General features: G+C 60.6%; 26 protein-coding genes. 11 read left to right on the top strand and 15 right to left on the bottom strand.

The features are described from left to right. Positions 1–57: 57 nt before the first annotated feature. The 3 genes from PSH90_RS06995 to PSH90_RS07005 all read right to left on the bottom strand — a co-directional run bounded on the left by PSH90_RS06995 (position 58) and on the right by PSH90_RS07005 (position 4,221). Positions 58–3,078, bottom strand: coding sequence for an Ig-like domain-containing protein (locus PSH90_RS06995; protein ID WP_305382422.1), 3,021 nt, complete (start codon positions 3,076–3,078; stop codon positions 58–60). A gap of 149 nt (positions 3,079–3,227) precedes the next feature. Continuing rightward, a complete protein-coding gene (locus tag PSH90_RS07000) occupies positions 3,228–3,623 on the bottom strand; it encodes a YbaN family protein (protein WP_056783699.1) in 396 nt (131 codons plus the stop codon). A gap of 10 nt (positions 3,624–3,633) precedes the next feature. Then, entirely contained in the window at positions 3,634–4,221 is a 588-nt protein-coding gene (locus tag PSH90_RS07005; protein WP_056783701.1) for a YecA family protein, read from the bottom strand. Between the two features lie 397 nt (positions 4,222–4,618). On the opposite strand from PSH90_RS07005, the gene recQ reads away from it, so the two are divergent. The 3 genes from recQ to PSH90_RS07020 all read left to right on the top strand — a co-directional run bounded on the left by recQ (position 4,619) and on the right by PSH90_RS07020 (position 9,251). Then, a complete protein-coding gene (gene recQ / locus PSH90_RS07010; protein WP_024012058.1) occupies positions 4,619–6,748 on the top strand; it encodes a DNA helicase RecQ in 2,130 nt (709 codons plus the stop codon). Positions 6,749–6,880: 132 nt separating this feature from the next. After that, positions 6,881–7,315, top strand: a complete 435-nt coding sequence (locus tag PSH90_RS07015; RefSeq protein ID WP_016771142.1) for a MarR family transcriptional regulator — start codon at positions 6,881–6,883, stop codon at positions 7,313–7,315. Between the two features lie 127 nt (positions 7,316–7,442). Next, the gene (locus PSH90_RS07020) at positions 7,443–9,251 is read left to right on the top strand and encodes a FimV/HubP family polar landmark protein (protein ID WP_305382423.1); all 1,809 of its coding nucleotides are present in this window, start codon (positions 7,443–7,445) and stop codon (positions 9,249–9,251) included. Positions 9,252–9,379: 128 nt separating this feature from the next. Here the strand turns inward: PSH90_RS07020 and PSH90_RS07025 are convergent, their stop codons facing one another. Then, positions 9,380–11,569 (bottom strand): patatin-like phospholipase family protein, encoded by a 2,190-nt coding sequence (locus PSH90_RS07025; RefSeq protein WP_252885546.1) that lies wholly within the window; start codon positions 11,567–11,569, stop codon positions 9,380–9,382. A gap of 71 nt (positions 11,570–11,640) precedes the next feature. Here PSH90_RS07025 and PSH90_RS07030 point away from each other — a divergent pair, with 71 nt between their 5' ends. Then, positions 11,641–11,928 (top strand): SelT/SelW/SelH family protein, encoded by a 288-nt coding sequence (locus PSH90_RS07030; RefSeq protein ID WP_076566525.1) that lies wholly within the window; start codon positions 11,641–11,643, stop codon positions 11,926–11,928. Here PSH90_RS07030 and PSH90_RS07035 read toward each other — a convergent pair. Together PSH90_RS07035 and PSH90_RS07040 are read right to left on the bottom strand one after the other, a co-directional pair. Continuing rightward, the gene (locus PSH90_RS07035; protein ID WP_305382424.1) at positions 11,922–12,815 is read right to left on the bottom strand and encodes a DMT family transporter; all 894 of its coding nucleotides are present in this window, start codon (positions 12,813–12,815) and stop codon (positions 11,922–11,924) included. The genes PSH90_RS07030 and PSH90_RS07035 overlap by 7 nt on opposite strands. Before the next feature lie 72 nt (positions 12,816–12,887). Then, positions 12,888–13,652 carry an AraC family transcriptional regulator gene (locus tag PSH90_RS07040; protein WP_305382426.1) on the bottom strand — a complete coding sequence of 255 codons (765 nt, stop codon included), beginning with the start codon at positions 13,650–13,652 and terminating at the stop codon, positions 12,888–12,890. Between the two features lie 135 nt (positions 13,653–13,787). Between PSH90_RS07040 and PSH90_RS07045 the strand changes: the two genes are divergently transcribed. Then, complete coding sequence (locus tag PSH90_RS07045) at positions 13,788–14,603, top strand: UDP-2,3-diacylglucosamine diphosphatase (protein ID WP_197891284.1); 816 nt, start codon at positions 13,788–13,790, stop codon at positions 14,601–14,603. 110 nt (positions 14,604–14,713) lie between these two features. Here PSH90_RS07045 and PSH90_RS07050 read toward each other — a convergent pair whose 3' ends face one another. Next, positions 14,714–15,304: an HD domain-containing protein gene (locus PSH90_RS07050; RefSeq protein ID WP_305382428.1), complete on the bottom strand. Its 591-nt coding sequence runs from the start codon at positions 15,302–15,304 to the stop codon at positions 14,714–14,716. A 14-nt stretch (positions 15,305–15,318) separates the two neighbouring features. Continuing rightward, positions 15,319–15,630 (bottom strand): DUF962 domain-containing protein, encoded by a 312-nt coding sequence (locus tag PSH90_RS07055; RefSeq protein ID WP_095180692.1) that lies wholly within the window; start codon positions 15,628–15,630, stop codon positions 15,319–15,321. A gap of 165 nt (positions 15,631–15,795) precedes the next feature. Between PSH90_RS07055 and PSH90_RS07060 the strand changes: the two genes are divergently transcribed. Further along, the gene (locus PSH90_RS07060) at positions 15,796–16,857 is read left to right on the top strand and encodes an AraC family transcriptional regulator (protein WP_202947690.1); all 1,062 of its coding nucleotides are present in this window, start codon (positions 15,796–15,798) and stop codon (positions 16,855–16,857) included. Here the strand turns inward: PSH90_RS07060 and PSH90_RS07065 are convergent. Then, the gene (locus PSH90_RS07065; protein WP_024012066.1) at positions 16,814–18,268 is read right to left on the bottom strand and encodes a TrkH family potassium uptake protein; all 1,455 of its coding nucleotides are present in this window, start codon (positions 18,266–18,268) and stop codon (positions 16,814–16,816) included. The genes PSH90_RS07060 and PSH90_RS07065 overlap by 44 nt on opposite strands. Before the next feature lie 121 nt (positions 18,269–18,389). Between PSH90_RS07065 and PSH90_RS07070 the strand changes: the two genes are divergently transcribed. Beyond that, entirely contained in the window at positions 18,390–18,956 is a 567-nt protein-coding gene (locus PSH90_RS07070; protein WP_056783730.1) for a nitroreductase family protein, read from the top strand. 213 nt (positions 18,957–19,169) lie between these two features. On the opposite strand, the gene PSH90_RS07075 is transcribed toward PSH90_RS07070, so the two are convergent. From PSH90_RS07075 to PSH90_RS07100, 6 genes are all read right to left on the bottom strand, one after another. After that, entirely contained in the window at positions 19,170–20,510 is a 1,341-nt protein-coding gene (locus tag PSH90_RS07075) for a HAMP domain-containing sensor histidine kinase (protein ID WP_305382430.1), read from the bottom strand. 174 nt (positions 20,511–20,684) lie between these two features. Next, complete coding sequence (locus PSH90_RS07080) at positions 20,685–21,137, bottom strand: Spy/CpxP family protein refolding chaperone (RefSeq protein WP_305382431.1); 453 nt, start codon at positions 21,135–21,137, stop codon at positions 20,685–20,687. Between the two features lie 259 nt (positions 21,138–21,396). Then, positions 21,397–22,074: a response regulator transcription factor gene (locus tag PSH90_RS07085; RefSeq protein WP_016771129.1), complete on the bottom strand. Its 678-nt coding sequence runs from the start codon at positions 22,072–22,074 to the stop codon at positions 21,397–21,399. Between the two features lie 7 nt (positions 22,075–22,081). Continuing rightward, positions 22,082–22,492, bottom strand: a complete 411-nt coding sequence (locus tag PSH90_RS07090) for a translation initiation factor 2 (protein ID WP_305382433.1) — start codon at positions 22,490–22,492, stop codon at positions 22,082–22,084. Positions 22,493–22,600: 108 nt separating this feature from the next. After that, positions 22,601–22,900 (bottom strand): YciI family protein, encoded by a 300-nt coding sequence (locus tag PSH90_RS07095; RefSeq protein WP_016771127.1) that lies wholly within the window; start codon positions 22,898–22,900, stop codon positions 22,601–22,603. A gap of 1 nt (position 22,901) precedes the next feature. Next, positions 22,902–23,498, bottom strand: a complete 597-nt coding sequence (locus PSH90_RS07100) for a septation protein A (RefSeq protein WP_024012071.1) — start codon at positions 23,496–23,498, stop codon at positions 22,902–22,904. 87 nt (positions 23,499–23,585) lie between these two features. Here PSH90_RS07100 and PSH90_RS07105 point away from each other — a divergent pair, with 87 nt between their 5' ends. From PSH90_RS07105 to scpB, 4 genes are all read left to right on the top strand, one after another. Further along, entirely contained in the window at positions 23,586–24,449 is an 864-nt protein-coding gene (locus tag PSH90_RS07105; RefSeq protein WP_039761090.1) for a PHP domain-containing protein, read from the top strand. 13 nt (positions 24,450–24,462) lie between these two features. Then, on the top strand, positions 24,463–25,092 hold the full coding sequence (locus PSH90_RS07110; protein WP_041478985.1) for an L-threonylcarbamoyladenylate synthase: 630 nt from the start codon (positions 24,463–24,465) through the stop codon (positions 25,090–25,092). 123 nt (positions 25,093–25,215) lie between these two features. After that, positions 25,216–25,914, top strand: a complete 699-nt coding sequence (locus tag PSH90_RS07115) for a ScpA family protein (protein ID WP_172828192.1) — start codon at positions 25,216–25,218, stop codon at positions 25,912–25,914. Between the two features lie 11 nt (positions 25,915–25,925). After that, the gene (gene scpB, locus PSH90_RS07120) at positions 25,926–26,891 is read left to right on the top strand and encodes an SMC-Scp complex subunit ScpB (RefSeq protein ID WP_252883364.1); all 966 of its coding nucleotides are present in this window, start codon (positions 25,926–25,928) and stop codon (positions 26,889–26,891) included. Positions 26,892–26,947: the final 56 nt, after the last annotated feature.

The following is a 26,947-nucleotide window of genomic DNA, read 5'->3' on the forward strand; positions in this document are numbered from 1 at the left end:
TCCCACAGGGGAGAGCGGTGAAACTGTGGGAGCGAGCCTGCTCGCGAAGAGGCCGGTTTATCCGTAAATGGGATAGATACACCATGGAGCCCATCGGGCGTTCAGGTCCGAATGGCAATAAATTCCGCCGTTGGCATGTCCATATATCGCTCGCAGGTTGCCAGGACAACCGCTTTCATCACACATCCTGTAGATCCCTCCAGCGGCTATTGGCCAATAAGGATCGGGACCATATACAACTTGCATGGCGTGCAGTGCTCTGCTCATCGGTTCTGCGCCCGGAATGCTGTATCGCCAGTTGAGCGCCTCTTGGTGTGTCATGCCGTAGCCGCCGATAGCCAACTGATAAACATTCGTCACACTGACGTAATAGGAAAATGAGCTGAATCGGTCCTGTACGGTAATGTACGTATTGCCGTTACGTATGCCCGTGACTTTCCCGTTGCCGTCGACATAAGCCACGTTCGGATTACTGCTTCTGTAGGTGATCGGGTGGACGCCTGTAGACGGGACGGCGGCGCGGATTTGGGTATTGTTTGGAAAATCTGCACTGTGAGTGTGGCGCCATGCATAAACTCTCAGTCCTGACAGGGCCATGGCGCTGTTGTTGACTTGCAGCGCTTTGCGCAGCGTGAACGAGCGTAAAGGAGAGAGAAGACCGTCGCCATAGAGTGCTCGAATCTGCACGACTGTCAGTACATCGACAACGAGCCCCTTCAATAGCGTTGAAAATTTCCCGTCCTTGTCTGTGGTCAATGTCTCTATCGACTTGCCATTCACCAGAACTTCAACCTGCTGTTCTACGCTCGCAGTTCCCTCGATCGTGACATTCGGATCAACCGTCAGGTCGCTATGCGGAATCTCCCTGTTCTGCGAGTCCTTAATCAGTGTGATGACCGGCTGCAACTCAACCAGAGATTCGATCTGATAGGTCTGGTGGGGAAATTCCACTGGATTGCCGCGCAACCCCAGGCGCACGGAAAATATCAATGTCGCCGTACTGCCGCTTTTGAGATTTTTCAACACTTCCAGCGTCGGCGTTGACAGTTCCCGTATCAGCCCGGCGCTGGTGACGCTCGCCTCCGCGTTCATGATGACGTGGCGAACAGGGTTGTCTTTGCTGTCGATGCCGATCAGCACCAGCGTCATGCTCTGGCCCGGCCGTTGTCCGTGCCAGAGGTTGACCGCCAATTTGTCTGCGCTGGTCAGTTTTTTTACGTCCAGGATTGCGTTATCAATGCCAATGATTCGCGGTCTCGGAAACCTGGGATCCTGATCAGCGATCAGTTTGAAAGAAATCTCAGTTTCCGGAGAAGATCCGATTTTCTTGCCGTCCTGATTCAGGTTGAATTTGAATCGCACGGTTTCACCGTGAAGCGCCACAATGAGGCGCCTGTCGAACGTAAAGCGGGCTTGTTTGGCCGAATCCAGATCTACCAGCGGGAAGCGATCAAATCCCAAGGGCAGTGGTGTGCACACCAGGCGAACCTTCTCGGTCTTGGCATCGAGATATTCCACCAGCATGCTCGGCAGCGCTGCCAAGGGATCAAGCGGATTAGTGAAAGGCGATACCAGTGAGGGCGGCGTGAGGACAAGCTCCTTGGGATCGCCGATCTTCAACTGCGCGATATCGGAAAAGACTTCACTTTCGCCGGGATTGGTGATGGTGGCCTGCACGGCCAGTCTCGCGCTGGCGTAGGGCTTGATGTACTCGTTCTCGGCCTCGAAAACGATGGGCTTTGAAGGATCCGTTACAAGCTGTCCCCAAGTAAACCGTACCAACTTGCCGTTGATGTCTGTGGTCTGCCAATGCAGCTTGACCTCTGCCCCTTGTTTCAAGGGCCAGAAACTGGCGACATTTATAAAGGCTTTGGCAGTGTCGACTGCCAGCTCACCTTCCACCAGTGGGGTGACCTCCGGTGCTCCCAGTGGCAAGGATTTACCCGCAACGGTGACGTCAGCAGGTTTGGAAAGTTTGGACTGACCTGCTCTGGTCAGAATATAAGTTGCCCGTAAACTTCCACCTATCACATTTTGAATGCGGAAATTTTCCACGGGAAAGTTCAGTGTCTTGCTGTCTACGGTCACCGTTAAAGAATAGGTATGAGTGACTGGCACGTTGTTTCGGGTGAATCCTTCCAGTGTCAGGTCGATCACATCGTTGATCGCAAAACTGCCCGTCAGGAGAATGTTCGTCGGGCCGCCTGCAAGCCAGTCATGGTGTATTACGTCGTCGGCATCGGACTGCTCGAAAATCGGCGCGGTCAGCAGGGTTATTACGGGCTTGAACGGCAGAATGAGCGGTTCCGAAAAACCACTGGAGTTCTCGACAATGTCATAAACGCTCCAGCGCACCACCAGATTGCTGGTTTGTTGCAATTTGCCGAGCAAGTCAGGCGTCAGCTTGAAAACGATGTCGGCCGAGTCGTCGGTAACGACAAAGTCCAGCCGCAGCGAACCAAATGTCAGCACGACCGTATCGCCGATCTGCTGATTGAAGTAATGCTTGACCGTGACTTCCATGCCCTCATCGATGACGTTCTGATCGACGATACTTTCCGATGCGATCGGCAGCTTGAGGCCCTGATTGGAAGGCTTGCCGCCGTCAATGTCCGCTTCGCCCGGAGCGGGATGTTTGAACCAGAGTTGTGAGTGTGGCGATTCCCCCGGGTTGCCGCTCAGTCTCGTGACTTTAATCCAGCAATCCAGCCTGACGTCGGTAAACGGCAGGAATTTCTCCTCGAGGGTTTCAGCTGTAATGTAAAAAAGTACGGTTTTAGGGGTCTTTCCATCGGCCTCAAAATCGTCCTCTGTAAGGGCGAAATCAATCACGGACGAAGGGGTGGTGACATCGGGTCTATCGAGGAAGACTTCGATACGGTCACCGAGGGCTTGAGACAGATACGCCGGGAGACTGAAGCCCAATCCGTTAATGTTCTGAGCAATCATGGCGATGTTGATACCGTAGCTCTGGTCAGTTTGCAGCTTGTGCAGGAGTGGTTGCGGCGGATAGAGGGCCAGCACACCGATACCGGAACGCGGCGCAGGAGGGAATATCAGGTATTGTGAGCTGGTCATGAATTTTCGCCTTCCATACGGGGCGCTTACCTGGGCTGTCAGCGCCGATACGGAAGAATTAAGCATGCGACGTTAAAGCGCGCACCTGTCAACTCTGACAGGTGCGGACGGATATCGGATGAACGGTTGTGCCGCCGACGGTGGAGCAATCAGCGTTTTTTCAAGGTCTTCTGCCGCACAATATAAACCGTCACCAACACCGCACTCGTCAGCATGAACCCCCGCGCCCAAACCAACGGCACCAGATAACACGAGAACAGAATGCTCACCCACATCAGGCCGATCGCGTAGACCTTGCCTTTGAGCGGGATGCCGTTGCCTTCGAGGTAGTCGCGAATCCATGGCCCCAGCCGTGGATGTTCGACCAGCCAGCGATAGAAGCGCGGAGAGCTGCGCGCGAAGCAGGCCGCGGCGAGCAGGAGGAAGGGGGTGGTGGGCAGGACCGGCAGGAAGATACCGATCACCCCCAATGCGACGCTGAGCCAGCCGATGGCCAGCAGGACGTAGCGCAACATCAGGGGGCGGTTGCCTATGGGGTTGTCCATAGGCCGGTTCTTAGTGATGACGAGGCTTGAGGATCGCCGGTTTTTCTTCGGGGGCCTGGCACAGCAGATACAGCGCGGTCAGGGCTTCCGGGATCTGAACGATCATGTCGTCCATCAGGTTGGCGTCCTTGGCGATGTCTTCGAACTCAGGCTGCTCGTCGAACAGGCCGGAACCGACCATGATCGGCAGGAGCATTTCGCTGACTTCTTCTTCGGCGGTTTCGAACCAAGCCGCTTCGCGCAGGAACACGCCTTCCATGAAACCGATGCACCAGCCGCGCAATTCGGAATCGTCCGGCTCTTCGCCCAGATCCAGTTCGCACGGCAATTCGAATTCTTCATCCGAGGCCAGTTGGCGAGCGATGTGTGCTTTGAGGCCGATCAGTGTGGCTTCGATTTCGGCACGCTGGGCTTCGTCGGCGTAATGCGGCTCTTCGGCGAACAGCGCGTCGATCCACTCGCGCTCCGGAACGTCTTCGGAGCAGATAGACAGCGCGGTCAGGTAACCGTGGGCGGCGACGTAATCCAGCGCCTCGTCGTGCAGCTCGTCGGCATCGAGGAAGACTTGCAGGCGGGTCAGTTGCTCAGCGAAGGACATTACGGGGCTACCTTGGGGAATAAACAATGCGGGAATTCTAGGCTTTCTTGCGCGCTCTAGCCAGCCGCTTGGCAGATTTGCCGTAATTGCCGGACGGTATACAAAGCCATGTGGGAGCGAGCCTGCTCGCGAAGGCGCCATGTCAGGCACTGTTGCATTGACTGACCGATTGCTTTCGAGAGCAGGCTTGCTCCCACAAGGGCTTTTTGTGTGTCGGTCGGGCGGTGTCTTCTCAGCGGCACCCTGTGCGGCGAAGGCCTCGGGTATACTGCCGCGTTTTGCGATCCCTGCCGGCGCTGCGCTGGTCATGCAATGTGTTCTTACGTTTTGTTTAAGCAGCCGAGGCTGCTCTGAACCAGCCTGAGCAGGGATGTATCGGTAGATTTTTGGAGTTTTTATGCTCGAACAGGCTCAACGCGTCCTCAAGGACATCTTCGGCTACGACAGTTTCCGTGGCCGTCAGGGTGCGATCATTGAGCGCGTGGCCAGCGGCGGTGATGCGCTGGTGCTGATGCCTACCGGTGGCGGCAAGTCGTTGTGCTTCCAGGTGCCGGCACTGTTGCGCGAGGGCCTGGCGGTGGTCGTTTCGCCGTTGATCGCGCTGATGGACGATCAGGTCGCCACCCTTGAAGAACTGGGCGTCGCCGCCGCTGCGCTGAACTCCACGCTGAGTGCCGAGCAGCAGCGTGATCTCGCCCTGCGGATCAAGCGCGGCGAAGTGAAAATGCTCTATCTCGCGCCCGAGCGTCTGGTGCAGCCACGCATGCTGGCGTTCCTGCAAAGCCTGGAAATCGCCCTGTTCGCCATCGACGAAGCGCATTGCGTATCGCAATGGGGCCACGATTTCCGTCGCGAATACCTGCAACTGGGTCAATTGGCCGAGCTGTTCCCCAACGTTCCGCGCATTGCCCTCACCGCGACCGCCGACAAGCGCACCCGCGAAGAAATTGTCGATCGCCTGCACCTGCAGAACGCCGAGCGCTTTCTGTCGAGTTTCGACCGCCCGAACATCTTCTATCGCATCGTGCCCAAGGAGCAGCCGCGCAAACAGTTGCTGGCGTTCCTCGCCGAGCGGCGCAGCGATGCCGGCATCGTTTACTGCCTGTCGCGCAAGAAGGTCGAAGAAGTTGCGGCGTTCCTCAGCGAGCAGGGCTTCCCGGCGCTGCCGTATCACGCCGGTCTGCCCAACGATCTGCGCGCTTATCACCAGAAGCGCTTCCTCAACGAGGAAGGCCTGATCATGGTCGCCACCGTGGCGTTCGGCATGGGCATCGACAAGCCCAACGTACGCTTTGTCGCGCACCTCGATCTACCGAAATCCCTTGAGGCGTATTACCAGGAAACCGGACGCGGCGGCCGTGACGGGCTGCCGGCGGATGCGTGGATGGCCTACGGTCTGCAAGACGTGGTGATGCTCAAGCAGATGCTGCAGAACTCCGAAGGCGACGAGCGGCACAAGCGTCTGGAGCAGCACAAGCTCGACGCCATGCTCTCGCTGTGCGAAGAAACCCGCTGCCGCCGGCAGGCGTTGCTGGCCTATTTCGATGAAGACATGCCAGAACCGTGCGGGCACTGCGACAACTGTGTCGACGGCGTGCAGACCTGGGACGCCACCGAACCTGCTCGTCAGGCCTTGTCGGCGATTTTCCGCACCGGCCAGCGCTATGGCGTCGGTCATCTGGTCGACGTGTTGCTGGGCAAGGACAACGAAAAGGTGCGCAGCTTCGGCCATCAGCATTTGTCGGTGTTCGGCGTTGGCAAGGCGTTGAGCGAGAGCGAGTGGCGCTCGCTGTTCCGCCAGCTGGTGGCGCGTGGGTTGGCCGATGTCGATCACGAGGGTTATGGCGGTCTGCGTCTTAATGACAGTTGCCGGCCGCTGCTCAAAGGCGAAGTGAAGCTGGAACTGCGCCGCGACCTGAAACCGCAAGTCACCGCGAAAACGGGCAGCAAGAGCCAGGCCAGCCAACTGGTGCGCGGCGAGGAACGCGAACAGTGGGAAGCCTTGCGCGCACTGCGGCGCAAATTGGCCGAAGAACACGGCGTGCCGCCCTACGTCATCTTCCCCGACTCGACGTTGTTGGAAATGCTCCGCAGCCAGCCGACGTCTCTGGCGGAAATGGCCCGGGTCAGCGGCGTCGGCGCACGCAAGCTGGAGCGCTATGGCGAAGCCTTCCTCGAAGTGCTCGGCGGCGAGGCGGAGGCGCCGAAGGTGGTCGCCGATGTCCGTCACGAGCTGATCACCCTGGCCCGCGCCGGCATGACCCCGCTGCAGATCGCCGGGCAGTTGCAGTGCTCGGAGAAGAACGTCTACGCCATGCTCGCCGAAGCCATCGGCAAGCAGCAGTTGTCGCTGGAGCAGGCGCTGGATTTGCCTGAGGAATTAATGGGCGAAGTGCAGGACGCGTTCCTCGATGGTGAGGGCGAGTTGCCGTCCGTCGCCGAAGTCGCCGAGCTGTTCGCCGGGCGTGTGCCGGAAGGCGTGCTGTATTGCGTGCGGGCGGCGTTGCAGTCTGAATTCGAGATGTGAAACGACGTATGCGCCAAGCCCCGTGCAGTTGTAACGATTCAGTACAGAGCCACTCTTGCCTATAACTGCCGCCCATGCTTAGCTGACTAATAATTAGATTTTCCGTATTTTCAGTCTAACCGTGAGTGTTTTATGCCGTTAACCGATCAACATCGCTTTGGTATGCAACTGGCCCAGATGTCCCGTGGCTGGCGTGCCGAACTGGATCGTCGCCTCGCCGGGCTGGGCCTGTCGCAGGCGCGCTGGCTGGTGCTGCTGCATCTGGCGCGTTTCGAAGAGGCGCCGACCCAACGCGAACTGGCGCAGAGTGTCGGCGTCGAAGGCCCGACCCTGGCGCGCTTGCTCGATAGTCTGGAGAACCAGGGACTGGTGCAACGCCAGTCCGTGATGGAAGACCGCCGGGCGAAAAAAATCGTGCTCTGCGCACCTGCCTTGCCCTTGATCGAACAAATCGAAACCATTGCCACGCAACTGCGCCACGAATTGTTCGAGGGCGTCGATGAGGCGGATTTGAAGGTGTGCATGCGCGTACACGGTCACATCCTGGCCAACCTGGAAAAATCTTGAGGCACATCCCGGTGGCGATTTTTTGAGAGATCGCGCTGAGCCGACTATAAGAACTACTGGGCAATATCGTGTTCGTACCGGATGTGCGAACGCATAGAAACCGGTTTTGCTTATTTAAGGGATGCTCATGCTCGCAAGTCGGCACGTGCTGCGCGGGGGCGCCAAATGGCTGCTGCTCGCTGGCGTATTCAGCTATTCGACCTGGTCGATGGCGTTGGGGTTGGGCGAAATCACTGTTCACTCAGCCCTCAATCAGCCGTTCAAGGCCGACATCGCGCTGGTCGATGTCGGTACGTTGACGCAAAACGATCTCTCGGCCAGCCTGGCTTCGGCGGATGAGTTCGGCCGGGCGGGCGTCGAGCGGGTGTTCTTTCTCAATGACCTCAAGTTCACTCCGATCCTGCGCGGCAGCCGCCAGATGATCCGGGTGACGTCCGGCAAACCGGTCAACGAACCTTTCCTGAATTTCCTCGTGCAGCTCGATCAACCCAACGGCCGTCTGCTGCGCGAGTACACGGTGTTGATCGATCCGCCGGGTTCGCCGGGCATCGTGCCCGCCACCGACGAGCCGGATCCGCGCCCGCAATCCTCCGAATTTCCAGCTGTCGAACCGGTTACCGCACCGCCCCAGGCTGCCCAGGGCAAACGCACTGCGGCGCCTGTGCCGCCAACGCCGGCGCCGCCTGCCAATGATGCGCAGGCCGAGCAACTGGCCGCCAGCGTGCTGCTCACCCAGCAGCTGCAAAAGACCCTCGACGAACAGAACCTCAGGCTGCAAGAGCAGCAAGTGCAGATAGCCGACGGCAAGAAGCAGATCGAAGATTTGCAAACCCGCTTGGCCGAAGTGCAGAAAGCACCGCCACCGCCCGTGGTCGCTCCGGTTCCGGCCGCTGTTTCAGCTCCGGTCGAGGCGGCAGACGATGGCGTGAACTGGCCGCTGCTCGGCGGACTTCTATTGCTGCTGGGCGTGCTGGCTGCGTTGCTCATACGTCGCCGTCAGCAACGTTCGACAGCAGATGGCACGCCGACGCCGCTATTGCCTGTGAGCGCCGAAGAAGACGTCGACGAGACCGAGCTTCAACAATCTGTCGGTGCGCACGCGGCCACCGATCATCGCGACGAGCCCGGTGCCGGCGATGTGCTGGAGGCCGTGGGCATCTATCTGGCCTACGGCCGGCTCAGCGAAGCGGCCGGGCTGCTGCGCGATGCCTTGCACAAGGAACCTGAACGCACCGATCTCGGTTTGCAGTTGCTGGAGGTTCTTGGGCGCCAGGGTGAAAGCGCCGCTTACGAACAGCAGGAAAACCGCCTGCGTGCGCTTGGCGTCGATGAGCGCGAACTGATTGAAACCCGCGCTCGCCATCCCAAACTGGCAGGCGCCGCACCGGCGGCATTTGCAGCAACGCCAATCGCGCCTGAGCTGTCCGTGGCCACGGCAGCGACCGCAGCCGCGCCGCTCGCATCGTCGCCCAGCGCTCTCGAGGATGATTTCGAATTGAATCTGGGCGAACTGTCGATGGATTCAAATTGGGATTTGAACGACAGCCGCACCGATGCCGCCGCACCGCCGATCGATGATCCGGAGCTGGGCACCAGCCTGTCGGTGCTGCCTGTCGATTTTGACCTGCCACAGGCTGCATCTGGCGAAGAGGCCGAACTTGAATGGATCCCCGAACCCGACGCTCAGCCGCTCGACGATGACTTTCTCAATGAGTTCGGCGATCCCGAGCCGTCGCTGGTGCTGGAACCTTTGGATCTGCAACCACCCGAGTCCACCGAGACCGACACCGAGGCCGCCGGCAAGCTCGAACAGGCACAAACCTGCATCGACGATGGCGACATCGACAGCGCGATCGCGCTGCTCAATGAATTGCTCAGGGAAGGGGATGAGCCGTTGAAGCAGACGGCAAGGACGTTGCTGGCGGGGATTCGCTGAGCGCCAACGGATTTCGCGTTCATCCGAGACCGCTTTCGCGAGCAGGCTCGCTCCCACAATGGAATGCGCTCTCCCTGTGGGAGCGAGCCTGCTCGCGAAGGCGTCAGATCGGCCAACACCGTCTCAGGTCAGAACGTCTGCCCCAGATTCAGATAAACCGCCTGCTCGTCCGCATCATTCAACCCATACGTGAAGTTCAACGGCCCCAGCGGCGTGTCGAAGCCGATAAACACACTCGCGGCGTTGATGTAGCCGCTGTCGAACTCATTGTCATTGTTCCACGCCCGACCGCGCTCCAGCGAGGCGCCGGCGTACAGCGGGAAGTCCAGCGGCAGGTACGAGCGCGGCGTCAGGCGGCGGTAGTACACAGCGCGCATCAGGCTGACGTTCTGTCCGGACAGCGCATCCTCACGGAATCCTGACAACTGCCGCGCGCCGCCGAGCAGGAAGCTTGAGGTGACCACATTGGCATCGTCCAGCGTGCGGCCGTAGCGCCCGCCGAGAATCAGGGTATCCGGCCCGTGGCTCATGGCCTTGTCGAAATTCAGTTCCCACTGGCGATAGCGCGTGTCCGAGCTCAGCCCCGGTTCGAACTGGGTGAAGGTCAGGCTGACGTCCTTGCCCTCGTGCGGAAAATAGACGTTGTCCAGCGAGTCGTAGGAATACTTCACGGTATAGAAGCCTTCGTTGAAACTCTCGCTCGGCAGATCCTGATCACCGATGCGCACGTCAGCCTTGCCCCAGGCCTGGCCGACGCCGAGTCGCACTTCACCGTTGTTGCCGATCTGCCGCCCAAGATTGAGGCCGAAGCCGTAGCGCTCGACGCGATACTGCGCGATTGGATCATTATCCAGGACTGAGTCGACGTTCTGCGCCTCGAACGACCCGTAGGGCGCGACGAAGTAACGTGAGCCGACATCCAGCGGTTGATAGAACTCGCTGTACAGCTCCTGCTTGTCGCCGATCTGCGCGCGGGTCAGCCATTCCGCACCGAGGCGGTTGATGCCGTTGACGCGATAACTGGCACCAAGGTTGAAAGCACTGTCGCCGCGCATGTCGTCCGACAGATTGAGGCCTACCCGCAAGTAATCGGTGCCGCTGCGCTTGCCGCTGGCACTGATGACCAAGGTGTGATCCTGGCCTTTGTGCACCACGCGGTAACGTACTTGATCGAAGTAATCGAGGCCGTACAGCGTGCCCATGTCCGAATGCAGGCGGCCCAGGTCCAGCGGCGCGCCGATCGGTTGGCGGATGTAATAGCGAATCACGTCATCGTCGACTTTCGAGTCATTTTCGACGCGGATCGCGGTAATGATCGGCGTGCGCTGTCCCGGCTGACGGGCGGCGTTCAGTTCCGCGTCCTGGGTTTGAGTCGGCTTGAGTTGCGCCAGCCGCGCATCGAGGATCCGCGTGGCGCGGTAACCGGCGTCGATCATCTCCTGAGCCTTGCCGAAATCGGTCACGCCGAACGCGGCCAGCGCAGGCTGGATCAACACGTCATTGGCATGCAGAGTCGCCAGTTGTTCCTCGGAATTGCGCCGGGTCATCAGAGTGATCGACTGATTGAGCACATCGACCACCGTGGTCAGTTGCTTGCGATTGCGCAGCGGCGTGCCGATGTCGACGACGATGGCGATGTCGACGCCCATTTCCCGCGCAACATCCAGCGGGATGTTGTCGGTCATGCCACCGTCCACCAGCAGGCGCCCATCGAGCTCGACCGGGGCGAACACCGCCGGGATCGACATGCTCGCGCGGATCACTTGCGGCAGGTGGCCTTTGCGAAACACCACTTTTTCGCCATTGGCGATGTCGGTGGTCACGGCCCGAAACGGGATCGGCAGTTTGTCGAAGTCGCGGGTGTCGCTGGTGTGCGCCAACAGGCTTTCCAGCAACAGTGCGAGGTTCTGGCCCTGAATTACCCCCAATGGCAGGCCGAGACTGCCGTCGTCGCGGAAGCTGAGTTTCTGCTTCACCAGAAAATCGCGGTCGTCCTGCTTGCGTCGAAATGGCACGTCCTCACGCGGCGGCGCGTCGGACAGCGCCGCTTGCCAGTCGATGCTCAGGGCGAGTTTTTCCAGCTCGTCGATCTTATAGCCCGAGGCGTACAGGCCGCCGACTACCGCGCCCATGCTGGTGCCAGCAATCGCGTCGATCCTGATGCCTTGTTCTTCCAGCGCCTTGAGCACGCCGATGTGCGCCAGCCCGCGCGCAGCGCCGCCGGACAGCACCAGGCCGACTTTCGGTCGTGGCGCTTCACTGGCGTGAACCAGCAGGGGAAGGAAACCAAGCAGCAGGCAAAACAGCAAACGGCGCATTGTGAGTCTCGGGGCAAGCGGTAAAGCCGGCTATTATAGCGGCGCCCTCTGTCTCAGGAGTTTCAGCGATCATGACCGTCGCCAAAGCCGAAGTTGTCATCACTTATTGCACTCAATGCCAGTGGCTGCTGCGCGCGGCGTGGCTGGCTCAGGAATTGCTCAGCACCTTCGCTGACGACCTGGGCAAAGTGTCGTTGGTGCCGGGCACCGGTGGGGTGTTTCACATCACTTGTGCGGGTGTGCAGATCTGGGAGCGCAAGACCGACGGTGGTTTCCCTGAGGCCAAGGTATTGAAGCAGCGAGTGCGCGATCAGATCGATCCTGACCGCGACCTCGGCCACAACGACCGCACTCAGTGAGAGGCGGCCTCGGCGGCGACGGTTGTCTTGTCGCTGCCGCCTGACATCCGCGCCGACACCACAATCGCGACGATGATCAACGCGCCACCGATGAGCATCCGCAGGGTCGGGGTTTCACTGAACAGCAGCCAGGCGAGGGTGATGCCGTAGACCGGCTCCATGGCGAACACCACTGCCGCCGTGCGTGCCTTGATCACCGCCAGACTGGCGACGAACAGGCTGTGCGCCACGCCCGTGCAGAACACTCCGAGCAGGGCGATCCACAACCAGTCCAGCGCTCGGACCTGACTCAACTGCGGCGCCGCGACCGGCAACAGACACAAAGCCACGACGACGTTCTGGCACAACGCTGCCTGCACCGCCGGGATGCGCCCGGAACTGGCGCGGTTGGTCAGCGACAGCAGGGAAAACAGCAGGCCGGACAACACTGCCCAAAGCAAGCCGACGGTGGCGCCGCTGCCCAGATCAAATGCGGGCGTCACCAGCACCAGACCGATGCTGACCAATACCACCAGGACGATTTCATTGGCACGAATACGTTCGCGGAAGATCAGTCCTTCGAGAATCACCGTGAACGCCGGGAAACTGGCAAAGCCCAACGTGGCGATGGCCACCCCGGCGATCTTCACGGATATGAAGAAACTCACCCAGTGCCCGGCCAGCAACACGCCGCTGAGGGCGAGGCGCCGCCAGTCCACGGTCTGAAGTTTCTGCCAACCATGCTGGCTGGCGAAACGGGCAAAAAATGCCAGGGCGAGCACGGCGAAAGCTGCACGTCCAAATACGATCACAGCAGGGGATGCGGCAGCGAGTTTGCCGAACACACCGGTCAGGCCAAACATCAAAGCGCCGATATGCAGAGCGCCGAGGGCGGTACGCGGAGTCATTGCATTCCTTTTTTCAGGTTCAACTTCATGGGGCCATTGAACCGCGTCTCGGCCTACAAGTCTGTCGGCAGGCTATCGTCTTTTGTCGTAGGAATCGCGCCGGAGATGTCCGGGCGACGAGCCGAACTCACGTAGGACTGCGGCCGAGAACGCACTTTGCGAGCTGTAACCGACGCGACTGGCTACTTCACCAATCGGTAATGCAGTGTCGCGCAGCAGTTGCACCGCGAGATGCAGGCGTCGACTGCGGATGTAATCCATCGGCGTCTGTCCGCATTCGGCCATGAACCGAGCGTGCAGGCGCGCACTGGACAACCCGGCCACGCGCGCCAGGTCGGCCACTTGCAGCGGATAGCCGGCGTATTGCTCGATGTGCGCATCCAGCGCGGCGTAGGGCAAGCGACGCGCGCGGAGTTCGGCAGGTTGCGCGTGATTGAGACTGGCCAGCAGCAACACTGCGCCTTGCTGCGCGATCAACGGATCGCTGACCGGACTGTTCGCCAGCCAGCTGACCAATTGACTCTGCCCCGAGTCCAGCGACAGCCGCCCCGGATGATCGAGCAAGCGCCGACTGGCCTCGGCATGCGCGCCCAGCGACTCCTGCACCCATTGCCCTTCAGGGATGTCGAGCACCAGGCAGCTGCTGCCTTGGGGACTGTCGCAGGCATGATGAGCGCCGGACGGAACCACCACAACACTCTGCTGACGCACTTGGCTGCCACAGCCCTCGACCTCGAAATCCAGCGCACCGGACAGCCCGAACACCAACTGCGGGTGCTCGTGGCTGTGCACAATCAAGTCGTGGGTGTACTGACGCAGGGTGAGGATCGGTCGCATGGCAGGTTGTCTCCGAAGTGGCCCTCAGTCTACACCGCCGTACGCCGGATGCGCTGTCACACGACTGACTCACGCTTGTCACGGTCGATTAACCGGGCGCGCGCAAGCTGGCGAAAACATCGCAGAGGGTTGCCCATGACCAGCGCCGAGCTCGCCCGACCCAGTCGCAAACAACGGGTGCGAACCCTGTGGATCTCCGATGTGCACCTGGGCACCCGGGATTGCCAGGCCGAGCACTTGTCGCAATTTCTCAAGGGCTACCACGCCGACAAGGTCTATCTGGTCGGCGACATCATCGACGGCTGGAAACTGCGCAGCGGCATGTACTGGCCGCAAGCCCACACCAACGTCATCCGCCGATTGCTGACCATGAGCAAGCGCGGCACCGAGGTGATTTACGTCACCGGCAACCATGACGAATTCCTGCGGCGCTATTCGAAACTGATTCTGGGCAATATCCAGTTGGTCGACGAGGCGGTGCACGTTACGGCGGACGGTCGGCATTTGCTGGTGATCCACGGCGATCAGTTCGATGTGATCACCCGCTATCACCGCTGGCTGGCGTTTCTCGGCGACTCGGCCTACGAATTCACCCTGACCCTCAACCGCTGGCTCAATCACTGGCGTGCCCGCTATGGCTACGGTTACTGGTCGCTTTCGGCGTACCTGAAACACAAGGTCAAGACCGCCGTCAGTTTCATCAGCGACTTTGAAGAAGCCATCGCCCACGAATGTGTGAAGCGCGAACTGCATGGCGTGGTTTGCGGGCATATCCACCATGCCGAGATTCGCAAGGTCGGCGGGGTGGACTATCTCAATTGCGGCGATTGGGTCGAGTCGTGCACGGCGCTGATCGAGCATTGGGACGGCACGATCGAGTTGTATCGGCTGGCGGATGCCCAGGCGCGGGAGGCGCAATTGAAAGCTGCCAAAGTTGCCGAGATCGCCTGAGCCAAAGATCACCCTGTGGGAGCGAGCCTGCTCGCGAAGGCGTAGTGTCAGACAAAGCTTATGTGCCTGATACAGCGCTTTCGCGAGCAGGCTCGCTCCCACATGTGGTCTCAGGCCAGGCTGTGTTCTTGCATCGCAGCCTTGTAAATCGAGTTCTTCGGCTGCGCAAACAGCCTTTCCATCATTGGCTCGAAGAAACTCAGCGCCAGCGTGTCGTACGCCGGATCAAACGCCGCCGCGTCGTATTTGGCGCAGAATTCGGCCGTGGCGTGGAACTGCGGATGATCCTTGAATTGCTCGCGCAAGTGCCGGTCCATGCCCAGGTGATGAAAGAAGTAATAGCCCTGAAAAATGCCATGCTTCTCCACCATCCACAGGTTCTCCGCACTCACGAACGGCTTGAGAATCGCTGCGGCGATGTCCGGATGGTTGTACGAACCGAGAGTGTCGCCAATGTCATGCAACAGCGCGCAGACCACGTATTCCTCGTCACGCCCGTCGCGAAAGGCGCGGGTCGCGGTTTGCAACGAGTGGGTCAGGCGATCCACCGGGAAACCACCGAAGTCGCCTTCAAGCAGCTTCAAATGCGCGAGGATCCGCGATGGCAGCTGTCTGGCATAGGCACTGAAATCGGCGGCGATAATCGCCCAGTCTTCCTCGGTGCCGTCCTTCATATGGGTGAAGCGAGCATGGGCATTCATTGGCAGACCCTCATTCAGAACGCCACGCGACCGAGAATCATGTCGCGGTACATGACGAAATCGCCGAGCAGGCTGTACAGCGGATACTGAAACGTCGCCGGGCGGTTTTTCTCGAAAAAGAAATGGCCGATCCAGGCAAAGCTGTAACCGGCCAGAGGTAGCGCGAGCAACAGCAGCCAGGCGCCTTTGGCGATGCTCAGGGCGAGAATGAAGATGACCAGAGAAGTGCCGATGAAATGCAGACGACGGCAGGTGCTGTTGCTGTGTTCGGCGAGGTAATACGGATAGAACTCGGCGAAGCTGTTGAACTGCTTGATGTTTTCCACGACCGCGCTCTCTGTGGTGATTGTTCTGGCGACAAGTTGTTCGGCGGGGAGCTTATTTGAGTCTAGAGTGATCATTGGCGTGGGCCAGTGACAATCGGCGCCACTTTAGTATCCTTCGCAAATAGGGCGGTTATCTGCAGCCCGTCATGTAAAAGAATAACAACCATGAGCGAACGAACGACTTCTGCAAGCTGGGCGATGGGGATTGTCAAAGCACTGGAGATGGACGGCCTGGATTGCCGGGTTCTGTTCAGGCAACTGGGGCTGGATTTCAGCGCCCTTGAAGATCCGGATGCACGCTTCCCGCAGGACTCCATGACCCGGCTCTGGCAGCGCGCGGTCGAGGTGTCCGGCAACCCGGCGATCGGCCTGAACATGGGCAAAGTGGTGCGCCCGGCCTCGTTTCATGTCGCCGGCTACGCGCTGATGTCGAGCAACACGCTGGCCGAAGGTTTCCAGCGTCTGGTGCGCTATCAACGCATCATTGCCGAAAGCGCCGACTTGAGCTTTCGCTTGCTCGATGAAGGTTACGCGCTGATTCTCACCGTGCACGGCGATCATCTGCCGCCGACCCGGCAGAGCGCCGAAGCGTCACTCGCCTGTGCACTGGCGCTGTGCGGCTGGCTGACCGGGCGCCCGCTGCACCCGGTCAAAGTGTTGGTTCAGGGCGATCAGCCGACAAATCTGCAACCTTATAAAGAAGCCTTTCACGCACCGCTGGTGTTCAACGCGCCATACGACGCGTTGATCTTCGAACGGGCCGATATGGAGGCGCCGCTGCCGACAGCCAACGAAGCCATGGCGCTGTTGCATGACCGTTTTGCCGGGGAATATCTGGCGCGGTTTTCCGAGAGTCGCGTGACGCACCGGGCACGCCAGGTGCTGTGTCGTTTGCTGCCCCAAGGCGAGCCCAAGCGCGACACCGTGGCGCAGACGCTGCACCTGTCGCAGCGCACTTTGCAGCGGCGCTTGCAGGAGGAGGGCACCAGTTTTCAGCAGTTGCTCGACGACACCCGGCGCGAGCTGGCTGAGCAATATCTGGCGCAACCGAGCATGACCTTGCTGGAAATCGCCTACCTGTTGGGCTTTGCTGACCCGAGCAACTTCTTCCGCGCGTTTCGCCGCTGGTTCGACACCACGCCCGGCGAGTACCGCTTGCGCCTGACGCAGGTGCCGGACGCGGTCAATGACGCCAGAACGCCGGAATACACAGCACAAACACCGTAATGATCTCCAGTCGGCCGAGCAGCATGCCGAACGACAGAATCCATTTCGCCGCATCCGGCAGGGTCGCGAAGTTGCCGGCCGGGCCGATGGTTTCGCCCAAGCCCGGGCCGACGCCGGACACGGTGCTGGCGGCGCCGGTCAGTGCGGTCATCCAGTCGACTCCGAGCAGCGACAGCAGCAGGGCGATCACGCAGATGGTGATGGCGAAGAAGAACGAGAAAGTCAGGATCGAACGGACGATCTCTTCGTCGAGGCGGTGACCGTTGTACTTCTGTTTGATCACCGCGCGCGGGTGGATCAGCTGATTAAGGTTGGCCTTGAGCAGGATGTAGGCGACCTGAAAACGGAAAATCTTGATCCCGCCCGCCGTCGAACCTGAGCAGCCGCCGACAAAGCCAAGATAGAAAAACAGCATCAGCGAGAAGTTGCCCCACAGGCTGTAATCACCGAGGGCAAAACCGGTGGTGGTGACCACCGAGGTCACGTTCAGCGCCACATGCCGCAGCGCTTCCAGCCAATGCAGCTTGGTGGTCCACCAATACCAGGTGCCGAGCACCAGCCAGGTCACCAGCAACATCGCCAGCAAACCCTGCACCTGTTGATCCCTGATCAACGCACGGCGATTGCCGCGCAGCGTCGCCACGTAGAGGGTGAACGGCAGGCTGCCGAGAATCATGATGACGATTGCCACCCAGTGCACTGCCGGTTGTGTCCACTTGGCCAACGACTGGTCAGAGGTCGAAAAACCACCGGTGGAAATCGCCGACATCGCATGATTGATCGCATCAAACGGGCTCATCCCCGCCCACCAGAACGCCAGGCTGCCCAGAATGGTGATACCGACGTAGGCCGCCACAATCAACCGCGCCACCATGTGCGAACGCGGCATGACCTTCTCCGAACGGTCGGAGGATTCGGTCTGGAACAGGCGCATGCCACCGATGCGCAGCAGCGGCAGAATCGCCACCGCCATGCCGATAAAGCCGATGCCGCCGATCCAGTGCAGCAGCGACCGCCACATCAGAATCCCCGGTGACATGTTGTCCAGGCCGTTGAGCACGGTGGAGCCGGTGGCGGTGATGCCGGACATGCTTTCGAAGAACGAGTCGGTGTAGCTGATGTGCTGGGTCAGCAGAAACGGCAGCGCGGCGAAAATGCACACTACCAGCCAGCTGCTGACCGTCAGCAGATACATGTCGCGCGGGCGCAGGTGAATGTGTTCCGGTCTGCCGGGTATCACCAGAGCGAGGCCGGCGACAAAGGTGATCATGCTCGCCCAGAGGAACGACGGCAGATCGCTGGTGCGCTCGAAAATCACCAGCGTGGCCATCGGCACGACCATGGCCACAGCCAGGGTTATCAGGAAGATGCCGATGATAAAACCAATGATCCGTAAGGTCGGCAACGCCATGAAATCCGCTCGGGCTGATTGAACAAGGGCGCCATTCTACCTGCGGGGCAAGGCATGTAAACCGGCAGGCGCTGCGCAGTTGCAGCTAGAATAGCTGCACATTTTTCAAAGGAGGTGGCCGATGCAGGCTCTCGACGCGTTGCTCAACCGTGTTTCCGTTCCCCGCCTGGTCGAACCGGCCCCTACTGCCGAGCAGCGCGAAGCCCTGTTCGGCGCGGCCTTGCGTGCCCCGGATCACGGGCATTTGCAGCCTTACCGCTTTTTGACCGTCGAAGGCGCGGCGCGTGAGCAAATGGGCGAGTTGCTGGCCGAGGCGGCCCGCCAGCAGGGCGGCGAAGTCACCGACGCGATGATCGACAAGGCGCGCAACGGCCCACTGCGCGCGCCGCTGGTGGTTGTGGTCATCGCGAAATTGCAGGAACACGTGAAATATCCGAAGGCCGAGCAACTGCTCACGGCCGGCTGTGCGGCCCACGGGATTTTGCTCGCGGCGTATGCGCAGGGAATTGGCGCGGTGTGGCGCACCGGGGATCTGGCGTACTCCAAGCATGTGGCCGAAGGCCTGGGGCTGGTGGAAGGCGAGGAGGTGATCGCGTTCCTCTATCTCGGCACGCCGCAGAAAGAGCCGCGCGTGGCGGAGAAGGTTGATCTGGCTGAGTTCGTCAGCGCCTGGCCAGGTAAGGTCTGAAGATCAAAAGCCCCTCACCCTAACCCTCTCCCAGAGGGAGAGGGGACTGATTGGGGGATGCTTTGGAATTACACCGACCTGAGCGTCCTTCGCTGAATCCAGCGTCGGGATACCGGACGTCTGGTTTCTGCGAATCCATAAGGTCGATGCACAACGGCAGACAACTCACCCCAACCCTCTCCCTCCGGGAGAGGGTTGGGGTGAGGGGCTTTTTCAGGGCTGGACCACGACTCCCGGTACCAGCGGCAATTCCAGACTCGCCACAAAGCCGCCCTGCGGATGATTGGCCAGCGTCAGCGTGCCGCCATGCCGTTCTGCCGCGCGTTTGGCGATCGCCAGCCCCAGGCCATGCCCGGCAGCGGTCTGCCCCGGCGCGCGATAAAACGGTTCAGCCAACTGGCTCAGATGTTCCGCCTGTACCCCCGGCCCATGGTCGCGCACGCTGATGACAATCCGCTCTCCCTGCCGCGCTGCCTGCAATTCGATCGGCTGATCGCTCGGGTTGAAGCGCTGGGCGTTGCGCAGCAGATTATCCACGGCGCGCTCAATCATCGTCGGCCAGCCTTTGAGATTCATTTGTGACTCAGCTTGCAGGCGCACGGTCTGCTCGGGGGAGCTGAGCTGCGCATCCTTTTGCAGTGTGGCGAGCAACGCATTCAGGTCCACTTCTTCAGCGCTGGCATTGTCGGCATCGACTCGCGCCAGCACCAGAATTTCACTGATCAACGCCTCCAGCCGGTCGCATTCACGGGTCAGGCGTGGCCACAGTTTTTCGCGCTCTTCAGGGTTGGCACGCTCGGCCAAAGCCAACGCGATGCGCAGGCGCGCCAGTGGTGAGCGCAGTTCGTGGGAGACATCGCGCAGCAACTGGCGCTGACTGCCGATGAGGCTTTGCAGGCGCGCGCCCATGCGGTTGAAATCGGTGGCCAGCACGCCGAATTCGTCACGGCGGTTGGCCAGTTTCGCCAGACTGTTCTGCTGATAAGTCGTCTGCCCCAGATCATGTACCGCGCCGCGCAAGCGACTGAGCGGGCGGGTGATGGAGAAAGTCACGAGCAAACTGAACAGGGTCAGCACCACCAGCGCAATACCCAGCGCACTCAGTGGCCAGAGCAGACTTTCGCGGTGCCAGGCGTCGAGTTCCGGGTGCGGGATGCGGTAGATGAACAGGTAGGTGTCACCGGTTTTTTCGCTGGTGATTTCGTCGGTCAGGCGGCGCCACGGCAGACGGCGATCGTCGTTGTTCTGCCGCGCCTCGAACGCGGCGGCCCGGCGCGGGAAGGTGCCACGCACCACCGGATCGCCGGTTTCGTTGAGCACCTGAACGTCGATGTGATACTGGCGTTTACGTTGTTCGAGGATGTCCTGGGCGGCTTCTTCGCCTTGGGTTTCGTAAGTCTGCGTCCATTCCGCCGCCAGCGTGTTGAGGCCGGGATGGCGGCTGAGAATCCATGCGTCCTGATTGAGCATGTGCCCGAGCAGAATCGACAGCCCGGCTACCAGAGCGATGGCCAGCCAGAAGCTCGCAAGAATCCGCCAGAACAGTGAACGCACAGAAACTCCTCGAAAATTACACCGTTCAAATGTGGGAGCGAGCCTGCTCGCGAAGGCAGTGTCAGTCAATTCATCGCTGGCTGATACACCGCCTTCGCGAGCAGGCTCGCTCCCACATTCGATTTGAATGGAACAGGCCCGACGATGTGAGTCGTCGGGCCCAGGGTCAAGCCATTATTGCGCCTTTGGTGCCTGCTGCGCTTTCCAGGCCTTGAACTCGGCCCATTCGGCGCGGCGTTCGGCGCGTTTCTTCTGGATCTCGTCGAACTGCTTCTGTTGCTCGGGCTTAAGCAGTGCGCGGACATCGGACTCGGCTTTCTTGTGGTTGGCCGCGATCTCGTCCTTCATGGCTTTCTGGTCGGCCGGCGAGAGTTTTTCCAGGTACTTGTCGACCACCTGCTTACGCTCGTGCATCTGCTCGCCCATGATCTTGCGAATCTGCTCGCGCTGTTCGCGGGTCAGGTCGAGCTGGCTGTACGGGCCTTTGTCGTGCATGCCACCGTGCATCTGACCGCCGTGGCGCGGGCCATCCAGCGGACCACCCAGCGGACCGCCATCCTGCGGCATGGCCATGGCCACGGTTGGCAGAGCGGCAGCGAACATCAGAGCGATAAGAGTCTTGCGCATGGTGTATCTCCTTGTCTCGTTCCCGGTACGTTCCGGATGAGTGCAGATTACGCAGATCAAGGTCAGCGGCGGTCAGCGCAGCGTAAAGCTTCGGTAAAGACGTTTCGCGCTCGGCCTTACACATTTCCAGTGCAGGAGGTGCTGAAGGCTGCGATCTGATCGTTCCCATGCTCTGCGTGGGAATGCAGCCGAGGACGCTCTGCGTCCTGCAGCCTGAAGATCGCCGCCTTGGGCAGCTCGTACACGAAACTAGATGGTTTTACAGGCTGTAGTAGTAACCACGGCTACGCAGCGCGACGATGCGCGGGCGGCCGTCGGGGTGGGGGCCGATTTTTTTGCGCAGGTTGCTGACGTGCATGTCGAGGCTGCGGTCGTACAGGGTCAGCTTGCGGCCGAGGGCCAGTTGCGCCAGTTCCTGTTTGTCCAGCGGCTCGCCGGGCTGCTTGAGGAGGGCTTCGAGCAGGCGGCTTTCGGAGACGGTCAGGGTCAGTTCTTTTTCGTCGATGCTGACTACGCCGCGCACCGGGCTGAAACTCAGATCACCCAGCTCAAGTTGCGTCGATACGGCGGCCGGATGGCTGCGGCGCAACACGGCGCGCAGGCGCGCGGTCAGTTCGCGGGGGTCGCAGGGTTTGGCCAGGTAATCGTCGGCGCCCAGTTCGAGGCCGAGGATGCGGTCCAGCGGTTCGCCACGCGCTGACAGCATCAGCACCGGCAGGTCGGCGTGGTCGTTGCGCAACTGCTTGAGCAGTTCCAGACCGCTGCCGTCGGGCAGCATCACGTCCAGCACTACCGCCGCCGGGGCGGTTTCGGCCAACGCCTTGCGGGCGCTCTGGCCGTCGTGGCAGGCGCGCACCTGGAAGCCTTCCTGGCTCAACCAGCTACTCAGGAGTTCGCACAACTCCTGGTCATCATCAATCAGTAACAGCTCGCTCATGACTCACTCAATTTAGCCATTGCCGACGTTTTCGGCTTGCACCACTGGCAAAGATACCGCAGAGCAGCGCCAATAGCGCTACCCCGGCGCCAGTGACGAACCACTGCTGTTGGTCGGTCAGCAAACGCGGCAGCGGGCTGGCCTGGGCTTCCTTGAGTTGCAGCTTCAGACGCTGGTTCTCCTGGCGCAGCCGGGCGAGCTGGGCGCTTTCGCGAGTGTTGTCGGCATTTTGCAGTTGTTTGTTCAGTTCTTCGCGCTGCTGCTCACTGGTCTTGAGCCGCTGTTGCAGCTCGGTGATCTGGCTGCCGGCGCTCAATGACAATGGCGTGGAGCTGCCGCTTTCGGTGGTTTCCTCACCATGGGCGGGGGCCATGATCGACAACGTGAGCAACATCAGACACAACGGACCCTTGCGCATCGCGACACCTGTTTCCAAATGGATATTGGGCAGGTTGTCGGCAGGCAAACGAGAATAATGAGCGATTGAGAGCGCGATGAACCGAGAAGGTTCATCGCGTGGAAGGACTTAAGGCAGGACTTGCTTGAACGGCTTGACGATCACATTGGCGTAGACGCCGGCGGCAATGTACGGATCGGCATCGGCCCAGGCCTGTGCGGCGCTGAGGGAGTCGAACTCGGCGACGATCAGGCTGCCGGTGAAACCCGCTGCGCCCGGATCATTGCTGTCGACGGCCGGGTGCGGGCCGGCCAGCACGATGCGGCCTTCGCCCTTGAGCGCTTGCAGGCGTTCCAGATGCGCCGGGCGCGCGGACAGGCGAGCTTCGAGCGAGTTGGCAACGTCGGTGGCAATGATGGCGTAGAGCATGTCAGTCCTCGGTTTTTGGCGTTGTGGTATCGGTGTCATGCAGATGGCGCGACAGGTAGACGCCCTGTGCGACCAGGAACAGCACGGTCATGCCCAGGCTGCCGAACACCTTGAAGTCGACCCAGATGCTCTGGAAGGTGAAAGCGACGAACAGGTTGGCTGCGCCGCAGAACAGGAAGAACGCGATCCAGGCGATGTTCAGGCGGGTCCAGACCGGGTCGGGCAGGGTCAGCGCGTGACCCATGATGCGTTTGATCAGCAAGCGATCGCCGATGAAGTGACTACCGATGAACGCCGCAGCGAACAGCCAGTTGACCACCGGCGCTTTCCATTTCAGGAAGGTTTCGCTGTGGAAGGCCAGCGTCAGGCTGCCGAATACCAGGCAGGCGATCAGCGTCAGCCACTGGCTCTTTTCCAGCTTGCGCTGCTTGATGAACAGCGCGCCGTACACCACCAGGGAACTGATGATCAGCATCGCCGTGGCGCTGTAGATACCGCCTACGGTCACTTGCTGGCCGGCAATGTCGACGACCCGTGGATCAAGTTTGTAGACGATGAAGAACAGCAGAAGCGGGATGAAATCGATGAATTGTTTCACAGTGAGAGCCAGAAGCTGGATGTGGCGGCATAATAACAAACATATGGGCGCGCGATAGCGCCAGCTGATTTGAGGTTACAACTCCCCGTGAATGTTGATTTGCACTGCCACAGCACGGCCTCCGACGGCGCCTTGGCGCCTGCGGTTCTGGTTGCGCGAGCGTTCGAAAACGGCGTGCGAGTCCTGGCGTTGACCGACCACGACACTCTTGAGGGGCTCGCCGAGGCGCGTACTGCCGCCACCGAGTTGGGCATGCAACTGGTCAATGGCGTCGAATTGTCCTGCACCTGGGGCGGGGCGACTATTCACGTGCTGGGTTACGGCTTCGACGTCAACGCTGCGCCGTTAGTGGAAGCGATCGCCAAATTGCACGATGGCCGCTGGCTGCGGTCGGAAGAAATAAGCCGCAAGCTCGCCCTCAAGGGGATGCCCGGTGCCCTCGACGGCGCCCGGCAGATCCAGCAGGAACTGGGCGACAGCGGCAACGCGCCGGCCCGGCCGCATTTCGCCGACTGGATGGTGCGTGAAGGTTATGTAAAGGATCGCGCCGAGGCATTTCGCAAATGGCTCGGCGCCGGCAAACTCGGCGACGTCAAACTGCACTGGCCGACGCTGGAAGACACTGTCGGCACCCTGCGCGCCGCCGGTGCCTGGGTCAGCCTGGCGCATCCATGGCACTACGATTTCACCCGTAGCAAGCGCCGAAAGCTGATTGCCGACTATATTCAAGCAGGCGGGCATGCTATCGAGGTGGTCAATGGCCATCAGCCCGCAGAACAGGTGGGCAGCCTGGCGATCCTTGCCCGTGAGTTCGGTCTGCTGGTCAGCGCCGGCAGTGACTTCCATGGCCCTGGCGGCTGGTCCGAAATCGGCCAGTACCGGCCGGTTCCCGAGGACCTTCCACCCCTGTGGTGTCGGTTCAAACATGACACAGATATTGCCGCCGTCTGAACAGGTAGAGAATGTGAGTCAATTTTTCCAGATACATCCGGAAAACCCGCAAGCGCGCCTGATCAAACAGGCGGTCGAGATCATCCGCAAAGGCGGGGTGGTGATTTATCCCACGGACTCGTCCTACGCCATTGGTTGCCAGATCGGCGACAAGACCGCCATCGAGCGTGTGCGACGTCTGCGTCAGCTCGATGAAAAGCACAACTTCGCGCTGATCTGCAGCGACCTGTCGCAACTGGGCAATTACGCCAAGATCGACACCGGCACCTTCCGCATTCTCAAGGCGCATCTACCCGGCCCTTACACTTTCATTCTCAACGCCACGCGCGAAGTGCCGCGCCTGTTGCTGCATCCGAAGAAACGCACGATCGGCCTGCGCGTGCCGAGCCATCCGATTGCGCTGGCGCTGCTGGCCGAACTCGGCGAGCCGCTGATGAGCGTGACGCTGATCATGCCCGGCGATGAAGACCCACTTACCGATCCCTACGAAATGCGCCAGTTGCTCGAGCACCAGGTCGATCTGATCATCGACGGCGGCTTCGGCGGCATCAAAGCCTCGACGGTGATTGACCTGACCGGCGACGACCCGGAAGTGGTCCGCGTCGGTTGCGGCGATCCGACGCCGTTCATGGTCGAGGCCTGAATGTCCGCAGTGGAAACCGTGGTCGATCCCCAGGCCGGCGCCCAGCAGGAACTGCCGTTCGCGATGGTCTATGGCCAGGCGGTCATGGAAATGCCGCTGGACCTGTACATCCCGCCGGATGCGCTGGAAGTCTTCCTTGAAGCCTTTGAAGGTCCGCTCGACCTGCTGCTGTACCTGATCCGCAAACAGAATATCAATATCCTCGACATTCCGGTGGCGGAAATCACCCGCCAGTACATGGGCTACGTCGAGTTGATGCAATCGGTGCGTCTGGAGCTGGCCGCCGAATACCTGGTGATGGCGGCGATGCTCGCCGAGATCAAATCGCGCATGCTTCTGCCGCGCGCCGAAACCGTCGAAGATGAAGAAGACGATCCACGCGCCGAACTGATCCGCCGCTTGCAGGAATACGAGCGCTTCAAGGCCGCTGCCGAAGGTATTGATGGTCTGAGCCGGGTCGGTCGCGATGTGATCGTGCCCAAGCTCGACGCCCCGGAAGCGCGGGCGCGCAAGCTGTTGCCCGACGTCGCGCTGGAAGAGATTCTGATGTGCATGGCCGAGGTGCTGCGCCGTGGCGACATGTTCGAAAGCCACCAGGTCAGTCGCGAAGCGCTGTCCACCCGCGAACGCATGAGCGATGTGCTGGAACGGCTCAAGGGCGGCGGCTTCGTGCCGTTTGTCGAGCTGTTCACCGCCGAAGAAGGCCGTCTGGGTGTGGTGGTGACCTTCATGGCGATCCTTGAACTGGTCAAGGAATCCTTGGTCGAGCTGGTGCAGAATGAGCCGTTCGCCGCGATCCACGTGCGAGCCCGAGCCGAATAACGAGTCCCTGTATGAACCTGACTGAACCCCGCGAGCTGGCGTCCCTGCTTGAAGCCTTTCTGTTGGCCTCGGGAAAGCCGCAATCCCTTGAGCGCCTGTATGAACTGTTTGAAGAAGGCGAGCGGCCGGAGCCGGCGGTCTTCAAGAAAGCCCTGACCCTGCTCGGCAAGTCCTGCGAGGGCCGCGCCTTTGAACTCAAGGAAGTCTCGTCGGGCTATCGCTTGCAGATCCGCGAGAAGTTTTCACCGTGGGTCGGCCGTCTCTGGGAAGAACGCCCGCAGCGCTATTCCCGTGCGTTGCTGGAGACCATCGCGCTGATCGCCTATCGCCAGCCGATCACCCGTGGCGAGATCGAAGACGTGCGTGGCGTGGCGGTCAACAGCAACATCGTCAAGACCTTGCTCGAGCGTGAGTGGATCCGCGTCGTCGGCTATCGGGACGTGCCGGGCAAACCGGCTATGTTCGCCACGACCAAGGCGTTTCTCGACCACTTCAACCTGAAAAACCTCGAAGACCTGCCGCCGCTGGCCGAACTGCGCGAGATGGAAGCCGAACCGGTGCTCGACTTCGACGACGCGCCGGTGCCGCAGAGTCTGCAGGAACTGGCCGACGCCAGCGCCGAGCCGGAGGAGGAGAAGGAAGAAACCAGTTTCCATTCCCTGCTGCTGGAGCTGGACAGCATGGAAGAAGGCATCAAAACCGACTTTGACGACTTGCTGCGTGATGCGGTGGATGGCGAAGCGCCGGTGTCTGAGCCTGAGATCATCGCGCCGGTTGTTGAAGCTGAAGTTGAACTTGAAGCGGCGCCTGACGCCGAACCGGAAGAGGACGTCCTGGGCGTCGCCGAGGCCCGCGAGAAACTCCTGGCCGCCGTTGCCGCCCTCGAACAGCCTGAACCGGAACTCAGCGAAGAAGAAGCCGAAGCCCGCGCACTGGCCGAGGCGATCGAAGCCGAACGGCGCGAGTTCGACGATTGATCCGGATCCTTGTGGGAGCGGGCTTGCCCGCGATTGCCGTGGGTCAGATCCAATGA

The sequence above is a fragment of the Pseudomonas sp. FP1762 genome (assembly GCF_030687105.1).
In the GTDB taxonomy this organism is placed as follows: Bacteria; Pseudomonadota; Gammaproteobacteria; order Pseudomonadales; family Pseudomonadaceae; genus Aquipseudomonas; species Aquipseudomonas siliginis.

Excerpts from the sequence above, each read along its gene's own strand:
- PSH90_RS07070 (WP_056783730.1), top strand. The coding sequence starts at position 18,390 with ATGCAGGCTCTCGACGCGTTGCTCAACCGTGTTTCCGTTCCCCGCCTG.
- PSH90_RS06995 (WP_305382422.1), bottom strand. The coding sequence starts at position 3,078 with ATGACCAGCTCACAATACCTGATATTCCCTCCTGCGCCGCGTTCCGGT.
- PSH90_RS07000 (WP_056783699.1), bottom strand. The coding sequence starts at position 3,623 with ATGGACAACCCCATAGGCAACCGCCCCCTGATGTTGCGCTACGTCCTG.
- PSH90_RS07050 (WP_305382428.1), bottom strand. The coding sequence starts at position 15,304 with ATGAATGCCCATGCTCGCTTCACCCATATGAAGGACGGCACCGAGGAA.
- PSH90_RS07090 (WP_305382433.1), bottom strand. The coding sequence starts at position 22,492 with ATGCGCAAGGGTCCGTTGTGTCTGATGTTGCTCACGTTGTCGATCATG.
- PSH90_RS07025 (WP_252885546.1), bottom strand. The coding sequence starts at position 11,569 with ATGCGCCGTTTGCTGTTTTGCCTGCTGCTTGGTTTCCTTCCCCTGCTG.
- recQ (WP_024012058.1), top strand. The coding sequence starts at position 4,619 with ATGCTCGAACAGGCTCAACGCGTCCTCAAGGACATCTTCGGCTACGAC.
- PSH90_RS07065 (WP_024012066.1), bottom strand. The coding sequence starts at position 18,268 with ATGGCGTTGCCGACCTTACGGATCATTGGTTTTATCATCGGCATCTTC.
- PSH90_RS07095 (WP_016771127.1), bottom strand. The coding sequence starts at position 22,900 with ATGCTCTACGCCATCATTGCCACCGACGTTGCCAACTCGCTCGAAGCT.
- PSH90_RS07035 (WP_305382424.1), bottom strand. The coding sequence starts at position 12,815 with ATGACTCCGCGTACCGCCCTCGGCGCTCTGCATATCGGCGCTTTGATG.
- PSH90_RS07005 (WP_056783701.1), bottom strand. The coding sequence starts at position 4,221 with ATGTCCTTCGCTGAGCAACTGACCCGCCTGCAAGTCTTCCTCGATGCC.
- PSH90_RS07085 (WP_016771129.1), bottom strand. The coding sequence starts at position 22,074 with ATGAGCGAGCTGTTACTGATTGATGATGACCAGGAGTTGTGCGAACTC.
- PSH90_RS07015 (WP_016771142.1), top strand. The coding sequence starts at position 6,881 with ATGCCGTTAACCGATCAACATCGCTTTGGTATGCAACTGGCCCAGATG.
- PSH90_RS07040 (WP_305382426.1), bottom strand. The coding sequence starts at position 13,652 with ATGCGACCGATCCTCACCCTGCGTCAGTACACCCACGACTTGATTGTG.
- PSH90_RS07080 (WP_305382431.1), bottom strand. The coding sequence starts at position 21,137 with ATGCGCAAGACTCTTATCGCTCTGATGTTCGCTGCCGCTCTGCCAACC.
- scpB (WP_252883364.1), top strand. The coding sequence starts at position 25,926 with ATGAACCTGACTGAACCCCGCGAGCTGGCGTCCCTGCTTGAAGCCTTT.
- PSH90_RS07060 (WP_202947690.1), top strand. The coding sequence starts at position 15,796 with ATGAGCGAACGAACGACTTCTGCAAGCTGGGCGATGGGGATTGTCAAA.
- PSH90_RS07045 (WP_197891284.1), top strand. The coding sequence starts at position 13,788 with ATGACCAGCGCCGAGCTCGCCCGACCCAGTCGCAAACAACGGGTGCGA.
- PSH90_RS07020 (WP_305382423.1), top strand. The coding sequence starts at position 7,443 with ATGCTCGCAAGTCGGCACGTGCTGCGCGGGGGCGCCAAATGGCTGCTG.
- PSH90_RS07030 (WP_076566525.1), top strand. The coding sequence starts at position 11,641 with ATGACCGTCGCCAAAGCCGAAGTTGTCATCACTTATTGCACTCAATGC.